The organism is Chryseobacterium sp. AC405b, assembly GCF_979258685.1.
In genome coordinates this window covers 1,093,325-1,116,156 of the sequence record NZ_OZ409877.1, presented here as the reverse complement: position 1 = coordinate 1,116,156, position 22,832 = coordinate 1,093,325, and the positions used below count along the sequence as shown (strand labels likewise).

The window sequence follows — 22,832 nt, the reverse complement described above, 5'->3', positions numbered from 1 at the left end:
TTTCATTCATGTTTAAAAATGTAATTCACAAAAACGCAATCATCAATCCTCTGCTCATGCTTGGAGCCATGTGGTTGGGATATTTTTTACAGATGCTGGGCTTTTTTGGAAGTTGCTTCGGTGCGATCATTCCGTTACTGCCGGAAGGTTTGTTGGGGATAATCACCTCTCCTCTTCTCCACGGAAGTATAGATCATATCTTCGGAAACTCTATTCCCATTGCAGTTTTGATGTTTTTATTGTACCAGTTTTATCCTTTGGTTGCCAATAAAGTTTTGGTTTTGGGCTGGCTGGCTACAGGACTTTTACTTTGGATACTTCCACCCATAGACATTCTGACGGGTGAATATATGTACACCTGTACCATCGGAGCCAGCGGTGTTGTGTATGTTCTCGCATTTTTTCTATTTTTCAGTGGAGTTTTTAAATGGAATATGACGCTTCTAACCATATCACTTCTTGTCGTTTTATATTACGGAAGTTTGATTTGGGGAATGTTTCCTGAAGAACTTTTTTATAATATGCCGGAACCGAGCAAGATTTCATGGCAAGCTCATTTATCAGGAGCTGTTATAGGCAGTATTCTTGCCTTTACATTTAAAAATGTTGGCGATAAAAAGAAAAGATTTATCTGGGAATTTCCTAACTATTACAGTGAGAAAGATGATAAGCTTTGGCAGGAATACAAAGAAAACAATCCTGATGATTTTCTGGAATTACCATACAAAAAAAATGAAGATATTTGGGATCGTTTAGACGAAATACGTAAAAAATAAATCTAAAAATGTTTACATTTGAATAAAATAAAACACAAATGTATTCTGAAGAACATCTTTATTCTATCGCGCTTCGTGAGTGTAATTTTATTGGAGATATTAATTTTTATAAGCTGGTGCGGGCTTTCGGAAGTGCAAAAAATGTCTGGGAAATCTCAAAAAAAGAATTAAACAAAACCGATGGAATAGGCACTAAAACAGTTTCTGATATTGGAAATTCTGAACATCTGAAATTTGCTGAAAAAGAGATTTTGTTTTGCGAAAAAAATTCCATCAAAATCAATCTGCGACAACAGAATGAGCTGCCGTTTTTACTGAAAGAATGTGACGATGCACCTGCAATTCTCTACCAAAAAGGAAACTTTGAAACAAAAGTAAAAGCAATCAGTATAGTCGGAACAAGAAACATGACGGCTTACGGTAAAAAATTTATTGAAGATTTTTTTGAAGAAATAAAACCCCATCCGTTCATTTCGATAAGCGGACTAGCTTTAGGCGTCGATAAAGAAGTTCACGAGCAGTCTCTGAAACATCAGATTCCTACGATTGGTGTTTTAGCTCACGGTTTTCACACCTTTTATCCTTCAAAAAACAGAAAGCTTTCAGAAAAAATCCTTGAAGAAAATGGAGGGTTGCTAACAGAATTTAATTCTTCACGAAAACCCGACAGAGAAAATTTTATTCAGCGAAACAGGATTGTTGCCGGCATTTCTCCTGCTACAATTGTTGTGGAAACAGCATTTGGAGGCGGTTCGATCAGCACCGCAACTTTTGCAAATACCTACAACAGAGACATTTTTGCGTTGCCCGGAAAAATCACAGATAAATACAGCCAGGGCTGCAATCAGCTTATCTTTCAAAATAAAGCAACAGCAATTTCTACGATTAAAGATTTGCTTGATCTTATCGGAATCAATTCATCAAAAACCAAAATAGAAGAACTTTTCCCATACAGTAAAATGACAATTCAATTGTCTGAAAATCAAGAAATAATATATAAAAGCATTGCAGAAAACCCACACGTTTCATTAGATGATTTGGCAGAGAAAATTTCTGTTGCATCACACAAGATACTTCCGGTGATTTTAGAATTGGAGCTTTTGGGGAAAGTAAAATCATTTTCCGGGAGACAATTTCTCGCTATTTGAAAATTAACGATTTCTTAATATTTCATTATTTCACATATAACATTTAATTTTTAACAAATATTAGATCATAATTATCAATTTAACAATATTCTGTTGCATTATTATTGAGTTTTCAGCAAATATCAAATGAGGTATTGTGAATCTTGAAAAAAAAATTAAATTTGTTGACATAATATTCAACCCTACTTAATATGGAACAATATAATATTGACCAGAAGATCCAGGAATTTATTGCTAAAATTGAGGCGAAAAATCCTAACGAACCGGAATTTTTACAGGCAGTAAAAGAAGTTGCCATCACTGTAATTCCGTTTATCTTAACAAGAAAAGAATATACAGGCATGAAGCTTCTTGAGAGAATGGCTGAAGCTGAAAGAATTATTATTTTCAGAGTTCCATGGGTTGATGACAAAGGTGAAATTCAAGTAAACAGAGGTTTCAGAATTCAGATGAACTCTGCAATCGGACCTTATAAAGGAGGAATTCGTTTCCATCCTACGGTCAACCTTTCTGTTCTTAAATTTTTGGCATTCGAGCAGGTTTTCAAAAACTCTCTGACTACACTTCCGATGGGAGGTGGAAAAGGAGGTTCAGACTTTGATCCGCAAGGTAAAACTGACATGGAAGTAATGCGTTTTTGCCAGGCTTTCATGACTGAACTTTGCAAACATATCGGTCCTGAAACTGACGTTCCTGCGGGAGACATCGGTGTTGGAGCCAGAGAAATCGGATATTTATTCGGTCAATACAAAAAAATAAGAAACGAATTTACGGGTGTTCTTACCGGAAAAGGTTTGGCTTACGGTGGTTCATTAATCCGTCCTGAAGCTACAGGATATGGTGTGGTGTACTTCGCTGAGCAGATGCTGAAAACTATCGGACAGACTTTTAAAGATAAAACGGTAACGGTATCAGGTTTCGGAAACGTAGCTTGGGGAGTTATCAAAAAAGTAAACGAACTGGGTGGAAAAGTGGTTACACTTTCTGGTCAGTGACGGGTATGTTTATGATAAAGATGGTATTGACGGTGATAAAATAGATTATTTATTAGAATTAAGATCTTCAGGTAATAACAGAGCTGAAGATTATGCTAAGAAATATCCGTCAGCTATTTTCTATGCCGGCAAACGTCCTTGGGAAGTGAAGTGTGATGTTGCGATACCTTCTGCAACTCAAAACGAATTACACTTAGAAGATGCAAGAATGTTGGTAGAAAACGGTTGCGTTTGTGTAACTGAAGCTGCCAATATGCCTTCTACATTAGATGCCATCAATTATTTCCTTGAAAACAAAGTATTGTTCTCTCCGGGAAAAGCTTCTAACGCAGGTGGTGTAGCCACTTCAGGATTGGAAATGACGCAAAACTCAATCAGATTAAACTGGACTTCTGAAGAAGTTGATGCAAGACTGAAAGAGATCATGATCGGGATCCACAAAGCTTGTAGAGACTATGGTAAAGAGGAAGACGGCTATGTGAACTACGTGAAAGGTGCCAACATCGCCGGATTCGTAAAAGTAGCAGAAGCAATGCTTGCTCAGGGAGTAGTATAAAAATATAAAAGGTCGGGAAGTTTCCCCGGCCTTTTTTCTTACAACCTGTCCCGGGAATATAAATGGGAAAAAAGTAATAGTGAAAGAGGAAAGCGTTGGATTTATTCAGCGCTTTTTTTATTTTTATGAAAACTTTCAATCATGAAAAATACATTCAAAACTATTGATGAATATTATGGTTTTTTTCCTGAAGAAGTTCAGATAAAATTTGAATTGTTAAGAAAAACCATTCATTCTCAAAACTCTGAAATCGAAGAATATATTGGGTATCAAATGCCTGGATTCAAATATCTGAAAAAACCGCTGGTGTATTTTGCAGGTTATAAAAATCACATCGGGTTTTATCCAGGAGCCGAAGTTGTAGAAAAATTTAAGGAAGAATTGAGTAAAAAAAAGTATACAATTTCAAAAGGAACGATACAGTTTCCGATTGAGGGAGAGCTACCTTTATATCTGATTGAAAAGATTATACAGTTCAGAATGATGGAAATTGAGCAGAAAAAATCCTGAAACATTAAAGCTCCAGGATTCCAATTTACTATCTAAAAAACTACTTCTAATATAAATCAACGGGGATTGATTTTATAATGAAACGAAGCGCGATTGATAAAATTATATTGAATTTATCTTTTAACGTAAGTTTAGTATTATTTAAATATATTTAAGAGTATTATTTAATTCTGCTCATCATTTTTTCTACAAACTCAAATGCTGCAGGACAAATCACGGTATTCTGTATCATCAGATGATTGATCTGGTAAATCTTTTTCCTGTCTGTATGCGGATATTCTCTACATGCTTTAGGACGTACTTCATAGATCGAGCAGGTGTTATCGTTATTCAGAAAGAAGCAGGGAAGATTCTGCAAAACCTTATCCTTATCCTCATCTACACGCAGAAATTTACTCTCAAAATCTGCCTGTTTCATCCGCAGATGTTTTGAGATACGCTCTATATCTTTCTCAGTGTAAAGAGGTCCGGTGGTCTTGCAGCAGTTTGCACATTGCAGACAGTCAATTTTTTCGAAAACCTCTTCATGAATTTCTTCAACAACATAGTCAAGATTTTTAGGCGGTTTCTTTTTGAGACCGTCTAAAAATTTTTTATGCTCTTTTTGCTTTTGTAAAGCCTGTTTTTTATAAAAATCTACATTCATTATTTTCTAATCAACTTGTACAGTGGGCAGATTTACTTTTTTAAAATCATTTATTTTATCTAAATCTAAAACCGTTGATTGCTTAGAAATATCAGGATAATACATCGGAATAAACTGTGCACCATATATTATTTCATTAGAAACATAAGACGATCTTTGAACTACGGTGTTAGAAAAAACTTCGTCAAATGCGCGTACATGCACAATGATTTCAATATTTATATTTTTAAAATCCTCTTCTGAAAACCTGTAAAATGGTGAATTTTCATCTATTTTATGCACAATTGTCCAGTTCAGTGCCAATGTATTGATTCTATTGAGATGGGTGTCAAGTGTGTAAAAATTCGTTTTAGAATTTCCGTCTTCTGTAATCTCTATTGCAGTAGAAAGTACAACTTCTGCATCTGTCAACGCATTGTTTTTATAAGGTGCCACTCTGAACATCAATGCTGTAACCTCTTGAAAAGGAGCAATGACAGCCACTTTTGAAAACATAAGATATGCTCTTGGTCTTGAAAATCTACCGTAAAATAAACCTGTTGCTATAGCAAAAGTAAGCAAACCTAGAAATGCCTCGAAAGTAGCCACAAGACTTGCCACAAAACCCACCGGTGCAATTCTGCCATAACCCACTGTGGTAAACGTTTGTGAGCTGAAGAAAAAAACATCAATAAACTCATCGAGAGGATTACTCTTGTTAATCCCCGTAAGATGCTCTACCCCAATAAAATAATAAATGGCTGCAAAAATAAAATTGATGAAAATATACATCAAAACCAGATAAGAAATAAAACGGAAAGAAGACAGGTTCAGCATCGTGTGATACCAGCTCATTCTGTTTAAAATATTAACTCCTTTCCTTTTTACATTCGGTAATCCGTCTTTATTGATAAATCGTCCTGAAGCATTTGCTCCAAAGCCGCTGCTGTCTGTGTTTTTCTGCTGAATCCTTTTTTTAAAACCTCTTGCCATATTGTCTTGTCATTTGTGTGCTTACATTTTCCTGTTTATTAAACCGCAGTTAGAAAGTGCAAAGATAAAACATTGTTTATATGAAATTTGACATGTAGCCCAATGAAATATCATGTTATTTTTAAACTAAATTTGAAGAACGAAATTGAATCGAAAATAAAATTACCAATGAAAGATTTAGAATCGAGAGAAGACATAGAATTGCTTGTCAACTCATTTTATAAAAAAGTTGTAGAAGACGAAACAATTGGTTTCTTCTTTAAAGACATCGTAAAGGTAGATTGGGAAAAGCATTTGCCTAAGATGTATTCGTTTTGGGAAACCATTTTATTCGGACAGATGAGCTATAAAGGAAACCCGATGCAGATGCACTTTCCGATCAACGAAATTCAGGCAATGGAAAAACAGCATTTTACACAATGGCTAAAACTCTGGAAAAATACCATTGAAGAGAATTTTATCGGTCAAAACGCTTCTATGGCCATTACCAAATCTGAAAATATAGCCAATTTAATGGCTTATAAAATGGAAATGGCTAGAAAACCATAAAAGTTTGTGGTTTTTACTGTTGCTTGCTCTAATTTAAGGTACGATTACCGTAAAAATATAGGCAGCCAGATTCACCAGCAAAACCGTTCCATACAATACATTCGTTTTTCCTCTGCTTAATGAAAGCATTACGATGAAAACCGATAAAGTAAGCAGAATAATATCTTTCTTATCTAAACCTAAAACCAAAGGGATATCGTACATAATACTCACTGCAGAAATGGCAGGAATCGTTAAGCCGATACTTGCCAAAGCAGATCCCAATGCTAGATTAAGACTGGACTGAATCTGATTGTTTCTCGCAGCCCTTATCGCCGCCAAACCTTCCGGAAGTAGGACAACCGCTGCAATGATAACGCCGACAAGAGATTTCGGAGCACCCATACTCTGGACCACATCTTCAATTGTACCGGATAAACCTTTCGCCAAAAGCACAACAATCACCAGACAAATAACCAAAAACAGAAAACTGACAATAGTCTGAATCTTTGTTGGTACATAATGGCTCTCTGTATTTCCGTCCGCCGGAACAAAATAACTTCTGTGTCTTACCGTCTGAACCATCAAAAACACCCCGTAAATTACAAGACAGGCAATAGAAACAAAGATCAACTGTGCAGTATTGTAATAAGGTCCGTTTACACTTGATGTAAAATTTGGCAGTATCAAAGTAATGACGAGAATAGAAACGATACTGATCAGATAGGTGGTTGCCGAGGTACGGGCGAAATACTGCTCAAAATACTTCACTCCTCCTACCAATATACAGATACCGATAATTCCGTTCAGAATAATCATTACTGCAGCAAAAACAGTGTCTCTTGCTAAGGTCAAAGCCTGATCGCCTCCTGCAACCATCAGCGAAATAATCAGGGCAACTTCTATAATGGTTATACAAAGTGCCAAGATAATTGTTCCGTAAGGTTCGCCAACTTTATGGGCAACCACTTCTGCATGATGTACGGCAGAAAGCACACTCCCTATTAATAGAATTCCGGCAACAATATCAGAAACCGTTCCTGTACCCATTAATCCGGTGAAGTAATAAATAACAGCAAGTACGGGGCAAATGTAGGTGTAATGTAAAATTTCTTTTAGTTTCATAAGCGTCTCTAAAATACAAAAAATCTATGGGCTTTTTTTAAAAGGAAACATTAATCATATTCTAATGAGGCCAGAGAACAAAATCCTGATAATCTGTGATCATGTGAAGGAGAAGTCCGATACCTATTATTCTTATATTTCCTTTAAAAAAAAGCAGCAAAAAATAAACCGCAATAGCATAATAAGAATGTAAGACATGAAACCCGATACTCATTCTGTCCGGATCAAAAACAGGATTTGCAAACAGATGATCAAGATCCACCAACATTGTTGCCAAAAGAATGAGATACACTTTCTTCCAATCTTTTCTGTAAAACAGAAACGCAACAATTCCCGGAAAAACCAAATGCAGAAAATAATGGGTACAAGTCTTAAGCAAATGAAGATCAGATGGATTCATCAATAGAATTTTTAACTTATTATCTCAAAATTAAAGGTAGTTTTTGTTTGGCAAATTTTATCTTTAAGTAATAATTGTTGGATTGATTGGTGTAAAAAAGAGATTCAAAATCTTTCAGAAACCTTTTATCCAAACTCATGAAAGTTTTTAAAGACGAAGAAAGCAACAGACTGTTTTTCAGGAAAATATAGTTTTTCTTCCGTAGATTATTTGTTATACTATTTTTTCTCGCAGATTTTATAATAATTTCCCTGCTGTTTTTAGAAGCAAGATTGGGTTGAAAAGGGATTGCAGTAAACTGATTTTGAGCATTCATCCATTTTTTATTTTGGAAAAAGCCCCACGTCTTTTCAGGATTTGAGCTTTGAAGCAAAATTTCATAATTGGGCTGAACAATTTTCTGATAGCTCACCTTTTCAATTTCGTTAAAATCATCATCATAACCGTAGCTGATTATGGTATCATTTACTTCTTCAAGATCAGCAGCCATTTTCAGGGAATTGACATTCGCAGAATCATTCAAGTTTTCATTAAAAAAATGGCTTACATTTTTGATGTTTTCAGCATCCAATTCAGCTTCTAAAAAATTGGTCTTACTTTGTAAATCTGTAAACAAAGATTCAAAATTCTCTGATTGCGAAGTGTTGCTTATTTCAATTTCATGATCATTTAAATGAATTGAAAAATTCTGAGTTCTTAATTCTGAAATGAATGATATGCTTCCCAAACCATCATCAATAAAAGAGTCTGCATTTAAAATTTTGTTTCTGAAATTTTCCGACAATGGTTTCCCGATGTTTTTTAAATTAACATCAGACGTTCCTACAAAACATTTTTCACCTTCGATTTTGATGAAGAATTGATTATTTTTAAATCCGCCTTTTCCGTCACTTATCAATTTATACCGCTTTATAAATTCTAAAAATGCAGTTTTGTCACTGACTTCAAATATGGTATACCATTCTGAAATTTTGGTATTTTTCAGGTGGAAAATCTGAAGAAAATCCGGAATTTTCAATCCGGAATCACGAAACGAAATTTTCTTTCCCTTTTTCTGATCTCCATCAAACCATTCAGAAGGATGAGCCAGATAACTTGAAATATATTGTCTTTTAACATTTTTCACATCCACCAAAACCAAAATATCTGCATTATCAGGAACATATTTCAAGTCTTTATCTTTATGAAAAAGCAAGATGTAAACCGCAGCAGCAAACAAAAAAATAATGACAAGAAAGATCTGTTTTTTCTTCATTTACAGAGTTTGTGGCTTTTTATCAGCTTCCATATTTTTGAAAATCTCATCAAAAAGATCAAAGAAATACATCAGGCTGTTGTCGGAAGAATTTTTAATATTGTAATCCATTTCAGTTTGAATGCTTTCACCTTTCGCTTCCGTTTTAAAATACACTTCACCCACATTTTTTCTCAACAGATCCAACGTTTTTCTTTCAGAAACTGTTTTAAATTCCTGCTCCATGCCCAATAATAATTTTTGAATATTTAATCTTCCCGACAAAGGATATTTAGCAGAATCTTTCATCCATTGTTTAGAAATATCAGATTGATTTTTTGCTGACAAATTCTCTGTAGAAGTTGTAAGATAAACAATTCCGTCTTTTACGGTGAAAAATAGCTGGTCAAGATATCCATTGCTTTTACCTTCTTTAAATGCATAAACTTCTCCGTTTTTCGTAAAATTTTTGGCGAAATCTTTATTGGTTGTCAATACATCAAAAATACGTTTCCAATATCCTTCATTATCAGTTGCGAAAGCAAAAGTAAAATCAGGAACCATCACATCTTTTGTCTTTTTCACTTCTTTCTCATTGTAATCTTCGTCATAATCGTAATCTGTATATTCTACTTTTTTAGATTTCAGCTCATTCAGAACAAAAATTCCGTTTCCGGGTGCAATTTTGGAGATGGCTTCTTCATCTAAGACAATCTTCATGGTTTCCATCATCAGCTGCAGTTCTTTCTGGTATTCTGTTTCACCGGCATCCTGAAAGAAACCGTACATCATGTCAAAAACCTTGTAGCCGTTAACGTTCATTGCGTAGTAACCTACACTTTTATCACTGATTAAAGCCGTAAGTTTTTTGTTTTTCTTACCCTTGTAAACATCAGAAATACTCTTCTGAATCTCATTATTTTTATGTTGATAGTTATTAACCAATCTTACTTTATCTTTATCAAAATACAGATTGTAAGATGAGTTTGAATTGTATATTTTCTGAATAAACTTCGTGTAACCTACAAGACTGAACATCTTTCCGTAAACGCCTTCACTCATTATTTTCCCGTAATCGGTATAAGCAAAGACATCAGAATTGGTGTCTCTGAAACCTAACATCTCTTTGGGAGCTTCAAGCTCAAAATTCGAACTGAAATACTGATCAAAATTATTTTCGGCAATTCTTTTCACGATTTTGAATTTCTCAATGTCCAGAGAATCCATTTTTTTCTGATATGCAGCATCTTCTTCTTCATACATCTCCGTTCCTTCATAATCATCCTGAGAAATGGGAGGAGGTGTTGCTTCAACATCTTTTTCTGAGTAGGTAGAATCTTCTGATCCGTCACCTGATGTTTTCTTTTCCTTCGGATATTGGTGATGCTTCTCCAGATATTTAATGTCTTTCTGATATTTAAGAATATCGGCATTACTTGATTTGATGTTTTCCTTTAAATATTGAATTTCTTCTTTTAAATATTTGATTTCTTCTTTATAATCAAAAGGTTCTTCCTCATAAACCGCCGCACTGTCTACAACAGCAACTGCGCTATCAATAACTGTTACCACGCTGTCTGTAACATTATCATCTGTCCAGATATCATTGGATGGTTTGTTATAATTAATCATCGAAAGAAAGGCTCTGTTCTCATTCCATGCAACGAATGTGTCATCATCAATATCAATATAAGAATAGTTGTTTTTCTTAGAAACTTCCTGTCCTTTTTTCTTGGTTGAATTGATAAATTGCTGGAATTTTTCTTTGTTATCTATAATAAAATGAGCGTTATATGCCTGAATAGAATCATTCAGAGTAGCATAATGATATTGTGTGGCATCGTATTTTATTCCTGTTTTGGAGTAGTCATTCCAGGACGGTTGCTTGTCTTTTTCTTTGGTAATTTCCTGCAAAAACGGATTAAATTTTTCCCAATTGATTTTTTTGTTCAGTTGTTTACCATTGATTTCCATGTAGAATACAGCATTCTGAGGAATTTTCATGCTGTTTTGAGCATCAACGAAGATAAAACCAAAAAGCAGAATAGCTAGAATTGGCATTTTTAAAAGTAGAGGTTTCATATTAAGTGTGAGGATTATTGAAATAGAATAGTATTCTGGATTTGTTTTTTCTGAAGGATAAAGTCTAAAATATTCCCTTCTAATTTTATTGCTTTTTTGTTTGGTGCAAGCTGATACGAAGAATTAGACTGAGATTTAATCATGTTTTCAAACTGCAGGACAGAAGTATATTTCGCATTGTTAAAAATTTCTTTGTCGGCTGTACTCAGTTTGTCGTAATCACTTTTGAATGTATTGATTTTATTTCTTGTAAAAGATTTTTTTCCAGGATTGTGCGTGTAAATCTGAGTAGGAATCATTTTTCCTAAAATATTTTTAGCTTTCAACTGTTCTAACCCGGCATTTACGTTTTCAATTTTTTTGAAGTTGCAGCTCAGTTTAATCACATAATTCTCAAAATCCATCGAGGTTTTTACATTGGAAATTCCCGGAACACTTTTAAAAATTCTTGCAGCTTCATTGATCTTAGCCTCAATTTCAGATTTTTTCGGAACTTTTTTACCGTTGATTGTCTCCATTTTTGATATGGAAGCCAGTCTGGTTTTGCTTTTACTTGCGTTTAGGATAAGAGAATATTCTCCGCTTCCGTCAGCTTTTACATTGACTTTATCTAAAATATCAAAACAGCTCGTGAGCAATAACAATGGAAGTAAAAACAATAAACACTTGAAGAAAATTTTCATGATTTAGTTTTAAAGAGCAAACTTACTTAATTTAGATCGAATTAGTATTTTAAATTCTGCCTTTTAGATAATCCTGTCTCAACTCTTCATCCAATTTTTCAATCGCGTATCTCAGGCAGGTTCGTGGCATATCTTTGTAATATTGATTGAGATAATTGATCAATTCAGTTTCATTTTTATTTCCCATCTCTCTCAAAAGCCAGCCGTTTGCTTTGTGCATTAAATCGTGTGGATGATGTAAATTCTGAGTTACAAATTCTTTAGTCAAATCAAATGACCCTTTTTTAATATAATACATGGTTCCTACAACTGCCATTCTTTTGTGCCACATCTGGTCAGAAGCGGAAAGCATCCGCAAAAGGTTTTCTTTCTGATTTTCAAATGCATACCTGCCCAAAATTTTGTAACAACTCGTGTCAACCAAATCCCAATTATTGATGTATTGAAGATGATTCAGATAAAATTCTACGATTTCATCTTTTGCAGTTTGATCTTTTGTTTTTTCAAATTTAGAAATAAGCATTAATAAAGCCGTTAAGCGATGCTCATGGTAAGGAGAAGAAAGCAATTCGCTCAGTTCTGTGAGATTAATTTTTGAATAAAACTCTTTCGCAACCCATCTTTGATCCGGAACTTTTACTCCCAAAAACAAATCTCCTTCACCATATTCTCCTTTTCCTGTTTTGAAAAATTTAGGAAAAAAAGCGGCCTTTTCCGGAACGGATAAAACAGCTAATGCTTCTTTGATTTCTTTAAGAATATTATTTATCATCTTTGAAAAAATCTTTATGATGTGTCGTTCTTACAAAAAGTAAATCTTGTCCGTTTTTATAAATATTAAGCCAGGAACCATCAGCCAAAACTTTAGATTGAAAGGTTACTCCTCTTACAAATACTTTAGAGCTTTCTAATGCAACCATTTGATCTGACAAATTTGTAACTACAAGCGGCGAAACATCTAGTTTTCCCGTTCCGCTATTTTTTATTGTCTCTAATAAAAGTTGATATTGACTAAAATGAAAATCACCTTTATCTTCATCTTTAATTATATAATATAATTTTTGAAGATCCAATAAAAGCTCTTTTTTTAAAGGATTTTTTTGATACAAGATTTTTGCTTTTTCTAAAACTTCAGTTGCTTTTTTAAATGAAATATTTCTGTTTGAAAACTTGGTAACCTCACCGAGATCGGTCATATATTCTCCTCTTTTAAAGCCATAATCAACGTAATTGTTTCCATAATAAATATAATTAAGCTGTTCTTGAGTCAAAGATTTGGGATCAGTTTTAAAAATCTCCAAATTATCATAATAGTATTTTTTAGGATCACTTGTCACATCGTTTTTTATTTGTTCAATGTTGACCTGCGAAAGACAAAATCCAAAAAAAAATAACGACAATAAAAACAGAAGCTTTTTCATATCTGATTGGTATTAATTTACAAACAATTAAAGAACTTCTTCTAAAGCAATACTTTCCAACTCCTTTTCTTCTTTTTCAATCTGTTTCGGATTGGCTACTTTTGCAATCGTAAGTCCCTGAACAATAATTGAAAACACAACCACACAATAAGTAATACTTAAAATGGCATTGCTGTATTCATTTTTCGGAATAGACATCGCTAAAGCAATGGAAACACCGCCACGAATTCCACCCCAAAACAAAACTTTTATGGTTTGCGGACTAAATCTTGTTCTAAAAGACATAAATTTTGTAGGTCCCCAAATCGAAATAAATCTTGCACAAAGAACCACAACAATTGCTAAAATTCCCGGAATAACATAATAGTTTAAATCTTTAATCATCAGCAGTTCAAACCCGATGAAAAGGAATAAAACGGCGTTCAGAATTTCATCAATCAGTTCCCAGAATTTAATTAAATAATCCTGAGTAACAGATTTCATTTTAAATTTCACATTAAAATTACCCATGAATAATCCCGCAGCAACCATCGTTAAAGGACCTGAAACGTGCATCTGTCTTGCAATAAGATAGCCTCCCATTACAACCGCAAGCGTTACCAGAACCGAAATAATATAATCATCCACTTCACGCATCAATCTGGAAGTCACCCATCCTAACACAATTCCCAAGAGCAATCCTCCACCGGCTTCTTTCATTAAAAGAATAGCAATATTTTCTACACCCAGATCTACTTCCTTACCAATTGCAAGCTGTAAAACCACTGTAAAAACCACAACTGCCATACCGTCGTTAAACAATGATTCGCCGGCTATTTTCGTTTCCAGTGATTTTGAAATATTAGCTTGCTTTAAAACACTTAAAACTGCTACAGGATCGGTTGGCGAAATTAATGCTCCGAACACTAAACAATAAATAAAAGGTATTTGTAAACCCACTAAAGGCAACAGATAAAACATCCCGAAACCCACAATAAAGGTCGAAATAATCACTCCTGCCGTTGAAAATATAAGCACCGGACGAAACTGCTCCTTCAAATCATTGATATTAATATGGATTCCTCCCGCAAAAAGAAGGAAATTCAGCATTGCTCCCATCAGAACTTCCGTGAAGTCTATACTGATCATCAATTTATTGAGATGCCCGAACGTTCTTGGGAAAAAGTTTTCACCAAATAAAACCAAAATGATAGAAATCACGATGGCTATAACCATAATTCCGATTGTGCTCGGAAGCTTTAAAAATCTGTAGTTGATATATGCAAAAATGGATGCTAAAACGATAAGTGCCGAAAATGAATAATATAATTCCAATGAAATGTCTTTAAAAAATTAAGTCTAAATAAAATATTTTGATGTAAATTTTGTTCTCTCCTTTTTCCCAAACATCGATTACGCCATCTTTCAGAGTTTTTGATCTTCTGGTATAATCTTTACCGATATTCATCACATTGAGAAAGATGTATTCATCACCCACGCTGTTTAATTTGTATGCTGTTTTCTCTGACTTTCCGTCACCGGAATTTTTGATAGCATCCGTAAGAAGTCTGAGCTGTGAAATGTGATGAGTGAAATTACTCACATCTTTCGTCTGGTCATAAGCTCTAAGCAAAATAAGAATGATATCGAGATTGGTAGGATCTTTTGCATACAGCATCTTTCCGAGTCTGATGCATTCTTCAAAATTATTATTTTTAAAAGCATCGGCTAAGCTTTTAAACTCTTCATCTGACTGGGAAACTTTATTTTTCCCGAAATTTCTCCCGTAGTACAAATGTTGAGCTTCTACACTGTCAAGAGATTTTGGAAGACCTTTAAATTTAAAAATAAGCTTTTCGTAATTGTAGACAGAACTCGGGTTGTTAAGATTTTTTTCAATACTTTTCAGGTCAAGTTTTGTTTTTTGGCTCAACCCAAAAAACGGAAGCAGAAGGAGAAAAAATATGATTCTGTAATTCATTAATCTTCTTTTTCAGACCCTTCATCTTCGTCGTTATCAAAATATTCAAAAAGAAAATCATTATACGGGAACCTTGAAATATGAATTTTCATCACCTCATCATACAACAGTCTTTTCATTTCAGGGAAATTCTCTTTCGTCAATGCAGAGATGAAAACCGCAGGATGCTTAGATTTTGCCATCCATGTTTTTTTCCATTCTTCCAGAGAAACATTTTTGTTGGAACCCGGCGTAAGATCGTCTTCGTCTTTTTTCTCGTAACTGAAATCATCAATTTTGTTAAAAATCATGATCATCGGTTTTTGATGCGCATTGATTTCCATTAAAATCTGATTTACCGATTCTATGTGATCTTCGAAACTTTCGTGAGAAATATCTACAACGTGAATCAGCAAGTCGGCTTCACGCACCTCATCCAAAGTAGATTTAAAAGATTCTACTAACTGAGTAGGCAATTTTCTGATAAAACCTACGGTATCCGTCAACAGGAAGGGTAAATTTCCGATTACTACTTTTCTAACGGTCGTATCAAGCGTTGCAAAAAGTTTATTTTCTGCAAAAACATCAGATTTAGATATCGCATTCATCAACGTTGACTTCCCTACGTTGGTATACCCTACCAACGCTGCACGCACCACTTTTCCGCGGTTATTACGCTGAGTCGCCATTTGTTTGTCAATGATTTTGAGTTTATCTTTTAGCAATGAGATTCTGTCACGGATGATCCTTCTATCGGTTTCAATCTCCGTTTCACCCGGACCACGCATCCCGATTCCCCCTTTTTGCTTATCTAAGTGAGACCACATTTTGCTTAATCTTGGGAGCAAATATTGGTACTGCGCCAATTCTACCTGAGTTCTTGCATAAGAGGTCTGCGCTCTTTGGGCAAAAATATCAAGAATAAGATTGGTTCTGTCTAAGATTTTTACTTCAATTTCTTTTTCAAGGTTTTTTAGCTGAGATGGCGACAATTCATCATCAAAAATAATGGTTCCGATCTCATTTTCTTTTACATATTCTTTTATTTCCTGTGCTTTTCCGCTGCCGACGAAAGTTTTAGAATCGGGTTGCGTTAAATTCTGCGTAAAACGTCTGTCTATCGTAGCACCTGCCGTTAGAGCCAAAAACTCGAGCTCATCCATATATTCCTGTAACTTATCTGCATCCTGATTTTGGGTGACAACGCCTACCAAAACTGCCCTTTCGTAATTATGTTGTTTCTTTTCTAACATGAAATTCTTTATAATTTATAAGATTACAAGATAGTATTTTAAATTAATAAATCCAAACCAAGTCTGCAAAAAACAGGGAAATCACCTTTTAAATTCCAGTTCTTTACCTCTGGTTTACACGCTTCGTCTCCTCCTACCTTTACACCGTAAAAATCTCACTGACAGATCATAACCTCAAAAACATTATTAACCAGAAAATTTATATTAACATGAAAAGCACTTTTATTTACGGCTTCTTTTTGATTCTCTGCACAGCAATTCAGGTGAATGCACAAAAGGCAGTTCTTGCCACCGGATCAAATACATCAGGAAGTAACGGGTCTGCTTCGTACAGTATCGGGCAAATTGATTATACCAGCAAAGGAACCAATCATCAAATGATGGAAGGTGTGCAACAATCCTTTGAAATCACCACGCTTTCTACCACAGAAACAGCCGGGTCAGACAAAAAAGAAATTTTATTGTATCCAAATCCTTTCAAAGATTACATCTTCCTGGATTTTACTACAAATGACTACAGAAATTCTGAATATCAATTATTCGATTCTTCCGGAAAACTTGTAAAGGAGGACAAAATAAGAGAGTCAAAATCGGAATTTAATTTCTCTGCACTTCCTTCTGCGATGTACATCATCAGAATCAATCAGAATGGAAAAAATATTAAAACTTTTAAAATCATTAAAAAATAATCATCATGAAAAGAATTTTACTAACAGTCGGAATTTTATTAGGCTGTCATTTGGTATCAGCACAAGCTCCGGAAAAAATGAGTTATCAGGCTGTGATGAGAAACACATCAGGACAGTTATTAACCAATCAGAACATTGGAGTAAAAGTAAGTGTTTTGCAGGGTGCGCCAGCGGGAACTGTTGTGTATGCTGAAAGATTAACCGGAACAACTAACGTCAACGGTCTTATCAGTTTGGAAATCGGAACAGGAACCGTACTCTCAGGCACTTTTGCCGGTATCAACTGGCCTTCAGGAAATTATTATTTAAAAACAGAAACAGATCCTACAGGCGGAACGAGTTATACAATTGCTGGAACAAGTCAATTATTAAGCGTTCCTTATGCGATGTATGCAAAATCTTCAGGAAGTCCAGGAGGAAGTTTCGCAATACCTTTCGCAGCAACTGCAAATAATGCTGCCAATCTCTTCTCTATAACAAACGACGGCGACGGAACATCAATAGATGGCGTAAGCAATTCTACTTCCTCAAGCATTGCTCCCGTAAGAGGAACTGTCACCAATGCAACACCCGGAGGGTTTTCATCTGCCGTTCGAGGAATCAATAATGGGACAGGAGGTTTAGGAATCGGAGTTTGGGGATCACAGGCAGGAAGCGGCTGGGGAGTATACGGCGCAACTCCCACAGGAATTGGCGTCTATGGAAATTCATCAGGAGCCGGGTATGGAGTGTATGCAAATAGTACTTCAGGAACAGGACTCAATGCTACGAGCAATACAGGAACTGCAGCTAATATTTCAATTTCAAATAATGCAAATGCAAGTCCTGTACTTACGGCAAGTACTTTAGGAAGCGGGAATGTAATTAATGTTTCAACTACAGGTTCAGGAGTTGGTGTAATGAGTAACACGGGAACAGGCTTCGCCATTCATGGCATTACAACTGCACAGAGTTCTGCCGGAGTGATAGCAGATAATAATGGAGCCGGTGAAGCAGTGGTTGGCAGAAACACCAGTGATATTGCAGGAGCTGTAGTGGGAAGAAATGATGGCGGCGGCTATGGTGTTCATGGTTTTCTTGCTAATAATACAACCGGAACAGGAATAGGTATTTACGGTAGAGTGGGTGTAAGCGGAAGTACAGGAAGAGCAGGTAGATTTCAAAATTTTAATACCGCAAATGACAGAAACACTTTTGAAGTAGAATCTAACAGTACAGGAAATATACCGGATAGCGCACAAGGTAATGTTGCTTCATTTCTGTCTAATAATACCAATAGTGTAAGTGCCGCAGTGAGAGGAGAAACGAAAACCATATTCGGGAATTTCGGAGCTGCCGGTATTTTTGGGGTTTCTTCCGGAACGGGCGGTTTTGGAGGATTGTTTTATTCTTCAAACGTCAGTGGAAACGGCAGAGCTTTAGTAGCTATCACCGATGGAAATGGGGATGCAATCGTAGCCAATGCAGGTAAAGACGGCGACGCCATTGAAGCCAATGTAGATGGAAACGGACGTGCAATTTACGGCTGGGTTCCTACATTCAGTACAGGTAAAGCAGCAGAATTTAAAAATTTTAATACCGCAAATACTTCAACAGCGCTTAGTGCCACAACTTTAGGAAATGGTATCGCAGGAGATTTCTTTGTAGATAATAATAACGGAACTTCACCTGCCGTGAAAGGAAAAGTAAATTCTATATTTTCAAATTTCGGAACGGCTGGGGTTTATGGTGAATCTGCCGGAACAGGAGGTTTCGGAGGTTTATTCTACGCAAGCAATACAACAGGAAACGGACCCGCATTAATCGCTCTTGCCAACGGAAACGGAAACGGAATTACAGCCAATGCCAAAAACGCAGGAGATGGTATAGAATCAACTGTTGACGGAACAGGAAGTGCAATCTATGGATGGATTCCCAACTTTGGTACAGGAAGAGCAGGTTATTTCAGAAATTTCAATACCGCAAATTCTCAATCTGTACTTTCTGTAACCAATGCAGGAACAGGAACTGGCGTTTTTGTCAATCACACGGGAGCTTCCGGGAACATCGCAGTTTTTCAAAGTGCGGGAGCCAATGTTGCGAGAGTCAATAAAGCAGGAACAGGATTCTTCAATGGGGGAACTCAAAACAGCGGAGCTGACTTAGCTGAAGTTTTTGACGTGGAAGGAAATATTTCTGAATACGAAATGGGAGACATCCTTGTCATTTCAACAACAAGCGACAGAGCCGTAGAAAAATCATCAAAACCCTACTCCACCTTAGTTGCCGGAGTTTACGCTACAAAACCTGGAGTTTTATTAACCGAAGAAAACGTAGACGCAGATTTATCCGGCAAAGTTCCAATGGGTGTTATTGGAGTTATCCCGACAAAAGTTTGTTTGGAAGGAGGAAAAATCAAACGGGGCGACCTTCTGGTTACTTCATCAAAACCGGGCGTTGCCATGAAAGCCAATCCTAAAAAAGTAAAAATAGGCCAGGTTATCGGAAAAGCGCTTCAGGATTATAACCAAACCTCAATCGGAAAAATAAAAGTATTAGTTAACATTAAATAAAAAACCATCATGAAATCATTATACATCATCCCATTTTTGCTTTTAAGCGTAACATTTTATGCACAGGAAAGAAAATCAACAGAACTTCAGGATCAGGAACTGGTTTTGAAAGAGGCAAAAGCTTTCGAACAAAAGATGCATGAACAAAACAAAGTTTATTCTTTAAAAAAAGATCAGAATACGACTTTAGCTTCTGAACAAGGTCTCGAAGTAAAAGCGAAAAATGAAAAAATTCAAAACCAAAGCAACAATCAGGGAAAATTACTTCCAAATACTGCCAGTTTTGAAGAAGTTTTAGCTTCGATTCCTAACAGACAAAATAATCGCAAAGCAAGTATTTCGACAAATCATTCAATTACAGTTCAGGGTTTGCACAACACGGCAACTTTAGAAGAAATAAAAAAAACGATTCCGAAAAACTAAATCAAAAACCATTTTTCATAGAAGGAAGTCTGCACTAGTGTGGACTTCTTTTTTATTTAATCCCAATCTGCGGCGATGAACTTCATTTCATTTCCCTTATCATCAGAAAGCATCATTCGATGACCTTCAATTGTATATTGGGTCATATTTCCAAATTTCTTCAAAAAAGCATCTTCCAGATTCATATTTTGACAGGCCATTTCTGTACTTCCAAGATTTGAAATTTTCAGTTTCCTATTATCTTTAAATTCTGAAGAGAAAAAAATTCTGTTGCATCCCATTGTTGCGGTTCCTTTCACAAGATTACCTGTTTTTTCTCCGGTTAAATTAATTCCAGCCTTCTTCTCTATCAAATCTTGTTTGATAAACTGATCGAAAGAAACCAACATCCATTCCCTCTGATAGTGAGGATTACTCAACTTTGCAGCAGAACAATTTAAAACCAAACTTAAAATGAAAAAAGCAGAAAGAAGTGATAAAATGTTTTTCATACCACTCTCTCACCCATTTCCATACCATTTAAGGATAGATTAAAGGAAAATTTAGTAAATTAGCCCCACAAAAATTATTTTAAAAAATGAAAAGAATATTTTTATTATTCACTTTTCTTTTAGGTTTTGCTCAAATGAGAGCAGATGAAGGAATGTGGCTGTTGATGCTTATCAAAAGACTTAATGGTGTCGATATGCAAAAAGAAGGTCTTCACCTTACTCCTGAAGAGATTTATTCTGTAAACAATTCTAGTCTGAAAGATGCAATTGTAAGCTTTGGAGGGTTTTGTACAGGAGAAATTGTATCAGACAAAGGTTTGATTTTCACCAATCACCACTGTGGTTACGGTGCCGTTGCTTCCGCATCTACTCCATCAAAGGATTACCTGAAAGACGGTTTCTGGGCGATGAAAGAAAAAGATGAATTCAACTCTAAAGATCTTTACGTAAGATTTTTGGTGAGAATGGATGATGCTACGCAAAGAATCAATTCTAAATTAAACAACAGCATGAGCGCAGCCGACAGAAAAGCTGTAATTGATGCTGAAACAAAAGCAATTCAGACAGAAAATTCTGAAAACGGAAAATATACCGTTGTAGTGAGAGATTTCTTTAACGGAAATGAATTTTATTACTTCGTTTATCAGGATTATAAAGACATCAGACTGGTAGGTGCACCACCATCTTCAATCGGAAAGTACGGTGGAGATACAGATAACTGGGAGTGGCCAAGACACACAGGAGACTTTACGGTTTTCAGAGTGTATGCTGATGCAGCTGGTAATCCTTCAGAATTTAAGCCAACCAATGTTCCTTTGAAACCTAAACACTTTTTACCGGTTTCTCTTAAAGGAATTAAGCCTGGTGATTTCTCAATGATTTTGGGTTACCCTGGAAGAACAAACCGTTACCTTACTTCTTACGGAATCAATCAAATGGTTTCTAAAGACTATCCGGCTTGGGTAGAAACTTCTAAAATGGCGATGGATGTCATGAAGAAGTATATGGATAAAGATAAAGCAACCCAATTAGGTTATGCTTCACAATACGCTTCTGTAGCAAACTACTGGAAAAACAGACAAGGAACAATAGATGCCGTTGAAAAAAACGGAACAATTTCCGAAAAACAAAACCTCGAAAAGACTTTCATACAGTGGGCTGCACAGCCAGGTAATGAAATGTATGACGGTGTTGTAGACCAAATTGCTACCTATTACAAGCAGGTTTCAGACAGAAACGTAGAAAGAAACTACGCATCTCTTTTAACCAGAAATGCGAAATATATTGCTCTTGCTTTTCAGATGGCACCTACATTAGATGCATATGCAAAACAAGATATGGCAGGGAGATTAGCGATGAAACCAAAAGTGGAAGCCGCTATAAAAGATGCTTACGACAACATCAATACTGATCTGGAAGGTGAAATGCTTAATTCTTTGGTCAATCTTTACAAAACCAGAGTAAAAGAAGATGTAGCTTCTCCTACAATTATGGCTTTAGATGCAAACACATTGTCGAATATTGCATTTTCTTCAGTATTTGCAAATAAAACATCCGTAACCAATTTTGTTTTGAATCCGGATCGTTTGAAACTGGATGCAGATCCTCTTTTGAAAATTGCCAGAGGAATTGCTGCAGATCAGAAAGCGTCTAATGACAGATTTGTTTTAATTGATGATAATTTTGCAAAAAACAACCGTCTTTTCTTAGCTGGTTTGATGAAAGCAATGCCTGAGAAAAAATTCTACCCGGATGCAAACTCTACGATGAGATTAACGTATGGGCAGATTGATACTTTGCCAATCAGAACAGACAGAAACTATTTTGGTGTAACAGAAAACTACTACACAACCATGGAAGGTTTGGTAGGTAAATACAAAGCAGGTGACGAAGAGTTTGATCTTCCACAAAGAGTAATTGCTCTTCAGAATGCTAAAGATTACGGTCAATATGCTGATAAAGCAGGTTACCTTCCGGTAAACTTCCTATCAAACAATGATATTACAGGAGGTAACTCTGGTTCTCCGGTAATTGATGGAGACGGAAACCTAATCGGTATCGCATTCGACGGAAACAGCGAAGCATTAAGTGGTGACATTGTTTTTGAAGATAAATGGCAGAAAACCATCAGTGTAGATATTCGTTTTGTTCTTTGGACAATCGATAAATACGCAGGTGCAAGAAGAATTGTAGATGAATTGAAATTGGTAAGAGACGAGAATACTCCAGCTGATACAGGCGCATCTAAAATAAAAACTGCAGCTCCTGCAAAAAAGAAAAAGAAATAATTTTTTCTAAATAATATTTAAAAAACCGTGGAATTTGATTTCACGGTTTTTTTTGTAGCTCTTATCCTTCACGAGTATTCAGATACCAGAAAATGCTGACTAAAAAGTATTCACAGAAATT

The 22,832-nt window shown here is 35.6% G+C and carries 21 protein-coding genes and 1 pseudogene; 9 read left to right on the top strand and 13 right to left on the bottom strand.

Annotation, left to right across the window (positions count from 1 at the left end; translation table 11 throughout):
- Positions 1 to 8: 8 nt before the first annotated feature.
- The 4 genes and pseudogenes from ACZZZA_RS05420 (at position 9) to ACZZZA_RS05405 (ending at position 3,985) form a co-directional block, all read left to right on the top strand.
- Positions 9 to 776, top strand: coding sequence for a rhomboid family intramembrane serine protease (locus tag ACZZZA_RS05420; RefSeq protein ID WP_463430174.1), 768 nt, complete (start codon positions 9 to 11; stop codon positions 774 to 776).
- Between the two features lie 38 nt (positions 777 to 814).
- On the top strand, positions 815 to 1,924 hold the full coding sequence (dprA, locus tag ACZZZA_RS05415; protein ID WP_463430173.1) for a DNA-processing protein DprA: 1,110 nt from the start codon (positions 815 to 817) through the stop codon (positions 1,922 to 1,924).
- A 191-nt stretch (positions 1,925 to 2,115) separates the two neighbouring features.
- Positions 2,116 to 3,475, top strand: a pseudogene (gene gdhA / locus ACZZZA_RS05410) (NADP-specific glutamate dehydrogenase).
- 141 nt (positions 3,476 to 3,616) lie between these two features.
- A complete protein-coding gene (locus ACZZZA_RS05405; protein ID WP_463430172.1) occupies positions 3,617 to 3,985 on the top strand; it encodes an iron chaperone in 369 nt (122 codons plus the stop codon).
- Positions 3,986 to 4,145: 160 nt separating this feature from the next.
- Here ACZZZA_RS05405 and ACZZZA_RS05400 read toward each other — a convergent pair whose 3' ends face one another.
- Both ACZZZA_RS05400 and ACZZZA_RS05395 read right to left on the bottom strand, forming a co-directional pair.
- Positions 4,146 to 4,631 carry a YkgJ family cysteine cluster protein gene (locus ACZZZA_RS05400; protein ID WP_463430171.1) on the bottom strand — a complete coding sequence of 162 codons (486 nt, stop codon included), beginning with the start codon at positions 4,629 to 4,631 and terminating at the stop codon, positions 4,146 to 4,148.
- A 6-nt stretch (positions 4,632 to 4,637) separates the two neighbouring features.
- Positions 4,638 to 5,603 carry an ion channel gene (locus tag ACZZZA_RS05395; protein WP_463430170.1) on the bottom strand — a complete coding sequence of 322 codons (966 nt, stop codon included), beginning with the start codon at positions 5,601 to 5,603 and terminating at the stop codon, positions 4,638 to 4,640.
- A gap of 168 nt (positions 5,604 to 5,771) precedes the next feature.
- On the opposite strand from ACZZZA_RS05395, the gene ACZZZA_RS05390 reads away from it, so the two are divergent.
- Entirely contained in the window at positions 5,772 to 6,152 is a 381-nt protein-coding gene (locus ACZZZA_RS05390; RefSeq protein WP_463430169.1) for a group III truncated hemoglobin, read from the top strand.
- Between the two features lie 33 nt (positions 6,153 to 6,185).
- Here ACZZZA_RS05390 and ACZZZA_RS05385 read toward each other — a convergent pair whose 3' ends face one another.
- The 10 genes from ACZZZA_RS05385 to hflX all read right to left on the bottom strand — a co-directional run bounded on the left by ACZZZA_RS05385 (position 6,186) and on the right by hflX (position 16,268).
- On the bottom strand, positions 6,186 to 7,256 hold the full coding sequence (locus ACZZZA_RS05385) for a calcium:cation antiporter (protein ID WP_463430168.1): 1,071 nt from the start codon (positions 7,254 to 7,256) through the stop codon (positions 6,186 to 6,188).
- 61 nt (positions 7,257 to 7,317) lie between these two features.
- Positions 7,318 to 7,656, bottom strand: a complete 339-nt coding sequence (locus ACZZZA_RS05380) for a DUF6122 family protein (RefSeq protein WP_463430167.1) — start codon at positions 7,654 to 7,656, stop codon at positions 7,318 to 7,320.
- A gap of 19 nt (positions 7,657 to 7,675) precedes the next feature.
- Positions 7,676 to 8,911, bottom strand: a complete 1,236-nt coding sequence (locus ACZZZA_RS05375; protein WP_463430166.1) for a hypothetical protein — start codon at positions 8,909 to 8,911, stop codon at positions 7,676 to 7,678.
- Positions 8,912 to 10,951, bottom strand: a complete 2,040-nt coding sequence (locus ACZZZA_RS05370) for a hypothetical protein (RefSeq protein ID WP_463430165.1) — start codon at positions 10,949 to 10,951, stop codon at positions 8,912 to 8,914.
- A gap of 35 nt (positions 10,952 to 10,986) precedes the next feature.
- Positions 10,987 to 11,655, bottom strand: a complete 669-nt coding sequence (locus ACZZZA_RS05365; protein ID WP_463430164.1) for a hypothetical protein — start codon at positions 11,653 to 11,655, stop codon at positions 10,987 to 10,989.
- A gap of 49 nt (positions 11,656 to 11,704) precedes the next feature.
- Positions 11,705 to 12,427, bottom strand: a complete 723-nt coding sequence (locus ACZZZA_RS05360) for a DNA alkylation repair protein (protein ID WP_463430163.1) — start codon at positions 12,425 to 12,427, stop codon at positions 11,705 to 11,707.
- Positions 12,417 to 13,076, bottom strand: a complete 660-nt coding sequence (locus ACZZZA_RS05355) for a DUF4919 domain-containing protein (protein WP_463430162.1) — start codon at positions 13,074 to 13,076, stop codon at positions 12,417 to 12,419. The genes ACZZZA_RS05360 and ACZZZA_RS05355 overlap by 11 nt, the downstream gene beginning before the upstream one ends.
- A gap of 27 nt (positions 13,077 to 13,103) precedes the next feature.
- Positions 13,104 to 14,390 carry a cation:proton antiporter gene (locus ACZZZA_RS05350; protein WP_463430161.1) on the bottom strand — a complete coding sequence of 429 codons (1,287 nt, stop codon included), beginning with the start codon at positions 14,388 to 14,390 and terminating at the stop codon, positions 13,104 to 13,106.
- A gap of 10 nt (positions 14,391 to 14,400) precedes the next feature.
- Positions 14,401 to 15,036, bottom strand: coding sequence for a DUF4919 domain-containing protein (locus ACZZZA_RS05345; protein WP_463430160.1), 636 nt, complete (start codon positions 15,034 to 15,036; stop codon positions 14,401 to 14,403).
- Positions 15,036 to 16,268, bottom strand: coding sequence for a GTPase HflX (gene hflX, locus ACZZZA_RS05340; RefSeq protein ID WP_463430159.1), 1,233 nt, complete (start codon positions 16,266 to 16,268; stop codon positions 15,036 to 15,038). Before hflX ends, ACZZZA_RS05345 begins: the two co-directional genes overlap by 1 nt.
- Before the next feature lie 209 nt (positions 16,269 to 16,477).
- Here hflX and ACZZZA_RS05335 point away from each other — a divergent pair, with 209 nt between their 5' ends.
- From ACZZZA_RS05335 to ACZZZA_RS05325, 3 genes are read left to right on the top strand one after another with little or no spacing between them, the layout of a single operon-like run.
- On the top strand, positions 16,478 to 16,957 hold the full coding sequence (locus ACZZZA_RS05335) for a T9SS type A sorting domain-containing protein (protein WP_463430158.1): 480 nt from the start codon (positions 16,478 to 16,480) through the stop codon (positions 16,955 to 16,957).
- A 5-nt stretch (positions 16,958 to 16,962) separates the two neighbouring features.
- On the top strand, positions 16,963 to 19,509 hold the full coding sequence (locus tag ACZZZA_RS05330) for a beta strand repeat-containing protein (RefSeq protein ID WP_463430157.1): 2,547 nt from the start codon (positions 16,963 to 16,965) through the stop codon (positions 19,507 to 19,509).
- A gap of 9 nt (positions 19,510 to 19,518) precedes the next feature.
- Entirely contained in the window at positions 19,519 to 19,932 is a 414-nt protein-coding gene (locus ACZZZA_RS05325; RefSeq protein WP_463430156.1) for a hypothetical protein, read from the top strand.
- 56 nt (positions 19,933 to 19,988) lie between these two features.
- Here ACZZZA_RS05325 and ACZZZA_RS05320 read toward each other — a convergent pair whose 3' ends face one another.
- Positions 19,989 to 20,423 carry an META domain-containing protein gene (locus tag ACZZZA_RS05320; protein ID WP_463430155.1) on the bottom strand — a complete coding sequence of 145 codons (435 nt, stop codon included), beginning with the start codon at positions 20,421 to 20,423 and terminating at the stop codon, positions 19,989 to 19,991.
- 86 nt (positions 20,424 to 20,509) lie between these two features.
- Here ACZZZA_RS05320 and ACZZZA_RS05315 point away from each other — a divergent pair, with 86 nt between their 5' ends.
- Positions 20,510 to 22,711 carry a S46 family peptidase gene (locus ACZZZA_RS05315; protein ID WP_463430154.1) on the top strand — a complete coding sequence of 734 codons (2,202 nt, stop codon included), beginning with the start codon at positions 20,510 to 20,512 and terminating at the stop codon, positions 22,709 to 22,711.
- Positions 22,712 to 22,832: the final 121 nt, after the last annotated feature.

Excerpts from the sequence above, each read along its gene's own strand:
- ACZZZA_RS05395 (WP_463430170.1), bottom strand. The coding sequence starts at position 5,603 with ATGGCAAGAGGTTTTAAAAAAAGGATTCAGCAGAAAAACACAGACAGC.
- ACZZZA_RS05380 (WP_463430167.1), bottom strand. The coding sequence starts at position 7,656 with ATGAATCCATCTGATCTTCATTTGCTTAAGACTTGTACCCATTATTTT.
- ACZZZA_RS05345 (WP_463430160.1), bottom strand. The coding sequence starts at position 15,036 with ATGAATTACAGAATCATATTTTTTCTCCTTCTGCTTCCGTTTTTTGGG.
- ACZZZA_RS05355 (WP_463430162.1), bottom strand. The coding sequence starts at position 13,076 with ATGAAAAAGCTTCTGTTTTTATTGTCGTTATTTTTTTTTGGATTTTGT.
- ACZZZA_RS05325 (WP_463430156.1), top strand. The coding sequence starts at position 19,519 with ATGAAATCATTATACATCATCCCATTTTTGCTTTTAAGCGTAACATTT.
- ACZZZA_RS05420 (WP_463430174.1), top strand. The coding sequence starts at position 9 with ATGTTTAAAAATGTAATTCACAAAAACGCAATCATCAATCCTCTGCTC.
- ACZZZA_RS05370 (WP_463430165.1), bottom strand. The coding sequence starts at position 10,951 with ATGCCAATTCTAGCTATTCTGCTTTTTGGTTTTATCTTCGTTGATGCT.
- ACZZZA_RS05400 (WP_463430171.1), bottom strand. The coding sequence starts at position 4,631 with ATGAATGTAGATTTTTATAAAAAACAGGCTTTACAAAAGCAAAAAGAG.
- ACZZZA_RS05365 (WP_463430164.1), bottom strand. The coding sequence starts at position 11,655 with ATGAAAATTTTCTTCAAGTGTTTATTGTTTTTACTTCCATTGTTATTG.
- dprA (WP_463430173.1), top strand. The coding sequence starts at position 815 with ATGTATTCTGAAGAACATCTTTATTCTATCGCGCTTCGTGAGTGTAAT.
- ACZZZA_RS05385 (WP_463430168.1), bottom strand. The coding sequence starts at position 7,256 with ATGAAACTAAAAGAAATTTTACATTACACCTACATTTGCCCCGTACTT.
- ACZZZA_RS05335 (WP_463430158.1), top strand. The coding sequence starts at position 16,478 with ATGAAAAGCACTTTTATTTACGGCTTCTTTTTGATTCTCTGCACAGCA.
- ACZZZA_RS05375 (WP_463430166.1), bottom strand. The coding sequence starts at position 8,911 with ATGAAGAAAAAACAGATCTTTCTTGTCATTATTTTTTTGTTTGCTGCT.
- ACZZZA_RS05390 (WP_463430169.1), top strand. The coding sequence starts at position 5,772 with ATGAAAGATTTAGAATCGAGAGAAGACATAGAATTGCTTGTCAACTCA.
- ACZZZA_RS05405 (WP_463430172.1), top strand. The coding sequence starts at position 3,617 with ATGAAAAATACATTCAAAACTATTGATGAATATTATGGTTTTTTTCCT.
- hflX (WP_463430159.1), bottom strand. The coding sequence starts at position 16,268 with ATGTTAGAAAAGAAACAACATAATTACGAAAGGGCAGTTTTGGTAGGC.
- ACZZZA_RS05315 (WP_463430154.1), top strand. The coding sequence starts at position 20,510 with ATGAAAAGAATATTTTTATTATTCACTTTTCTTTTAGGTTTTGCTCAA.
- ACZZZA_RS05360 (WP_463430163.1), bottom strand. The coding sequence starts at position 12,427 with ATGATAAATAATATTCTTAAAGAAATCAAAGAAGCATTAGCTGTTTTA.
- ACZZZA_RS05320 (WP_463430155.1), bottom strand. The coding sequence starts at position 20,423 with ATGAAAAACATTTTATCACTTCTTTCTGCTTTTTTCATTTTAAGTTTG.
- ACZZZA_RS05330 (WP_463430157.1), top strand. The coding sequence starts at position 16,963 with ATGAAAAGAATTTTACTAACAGTCGGAATTTTATTAGGCTGTCATTTG.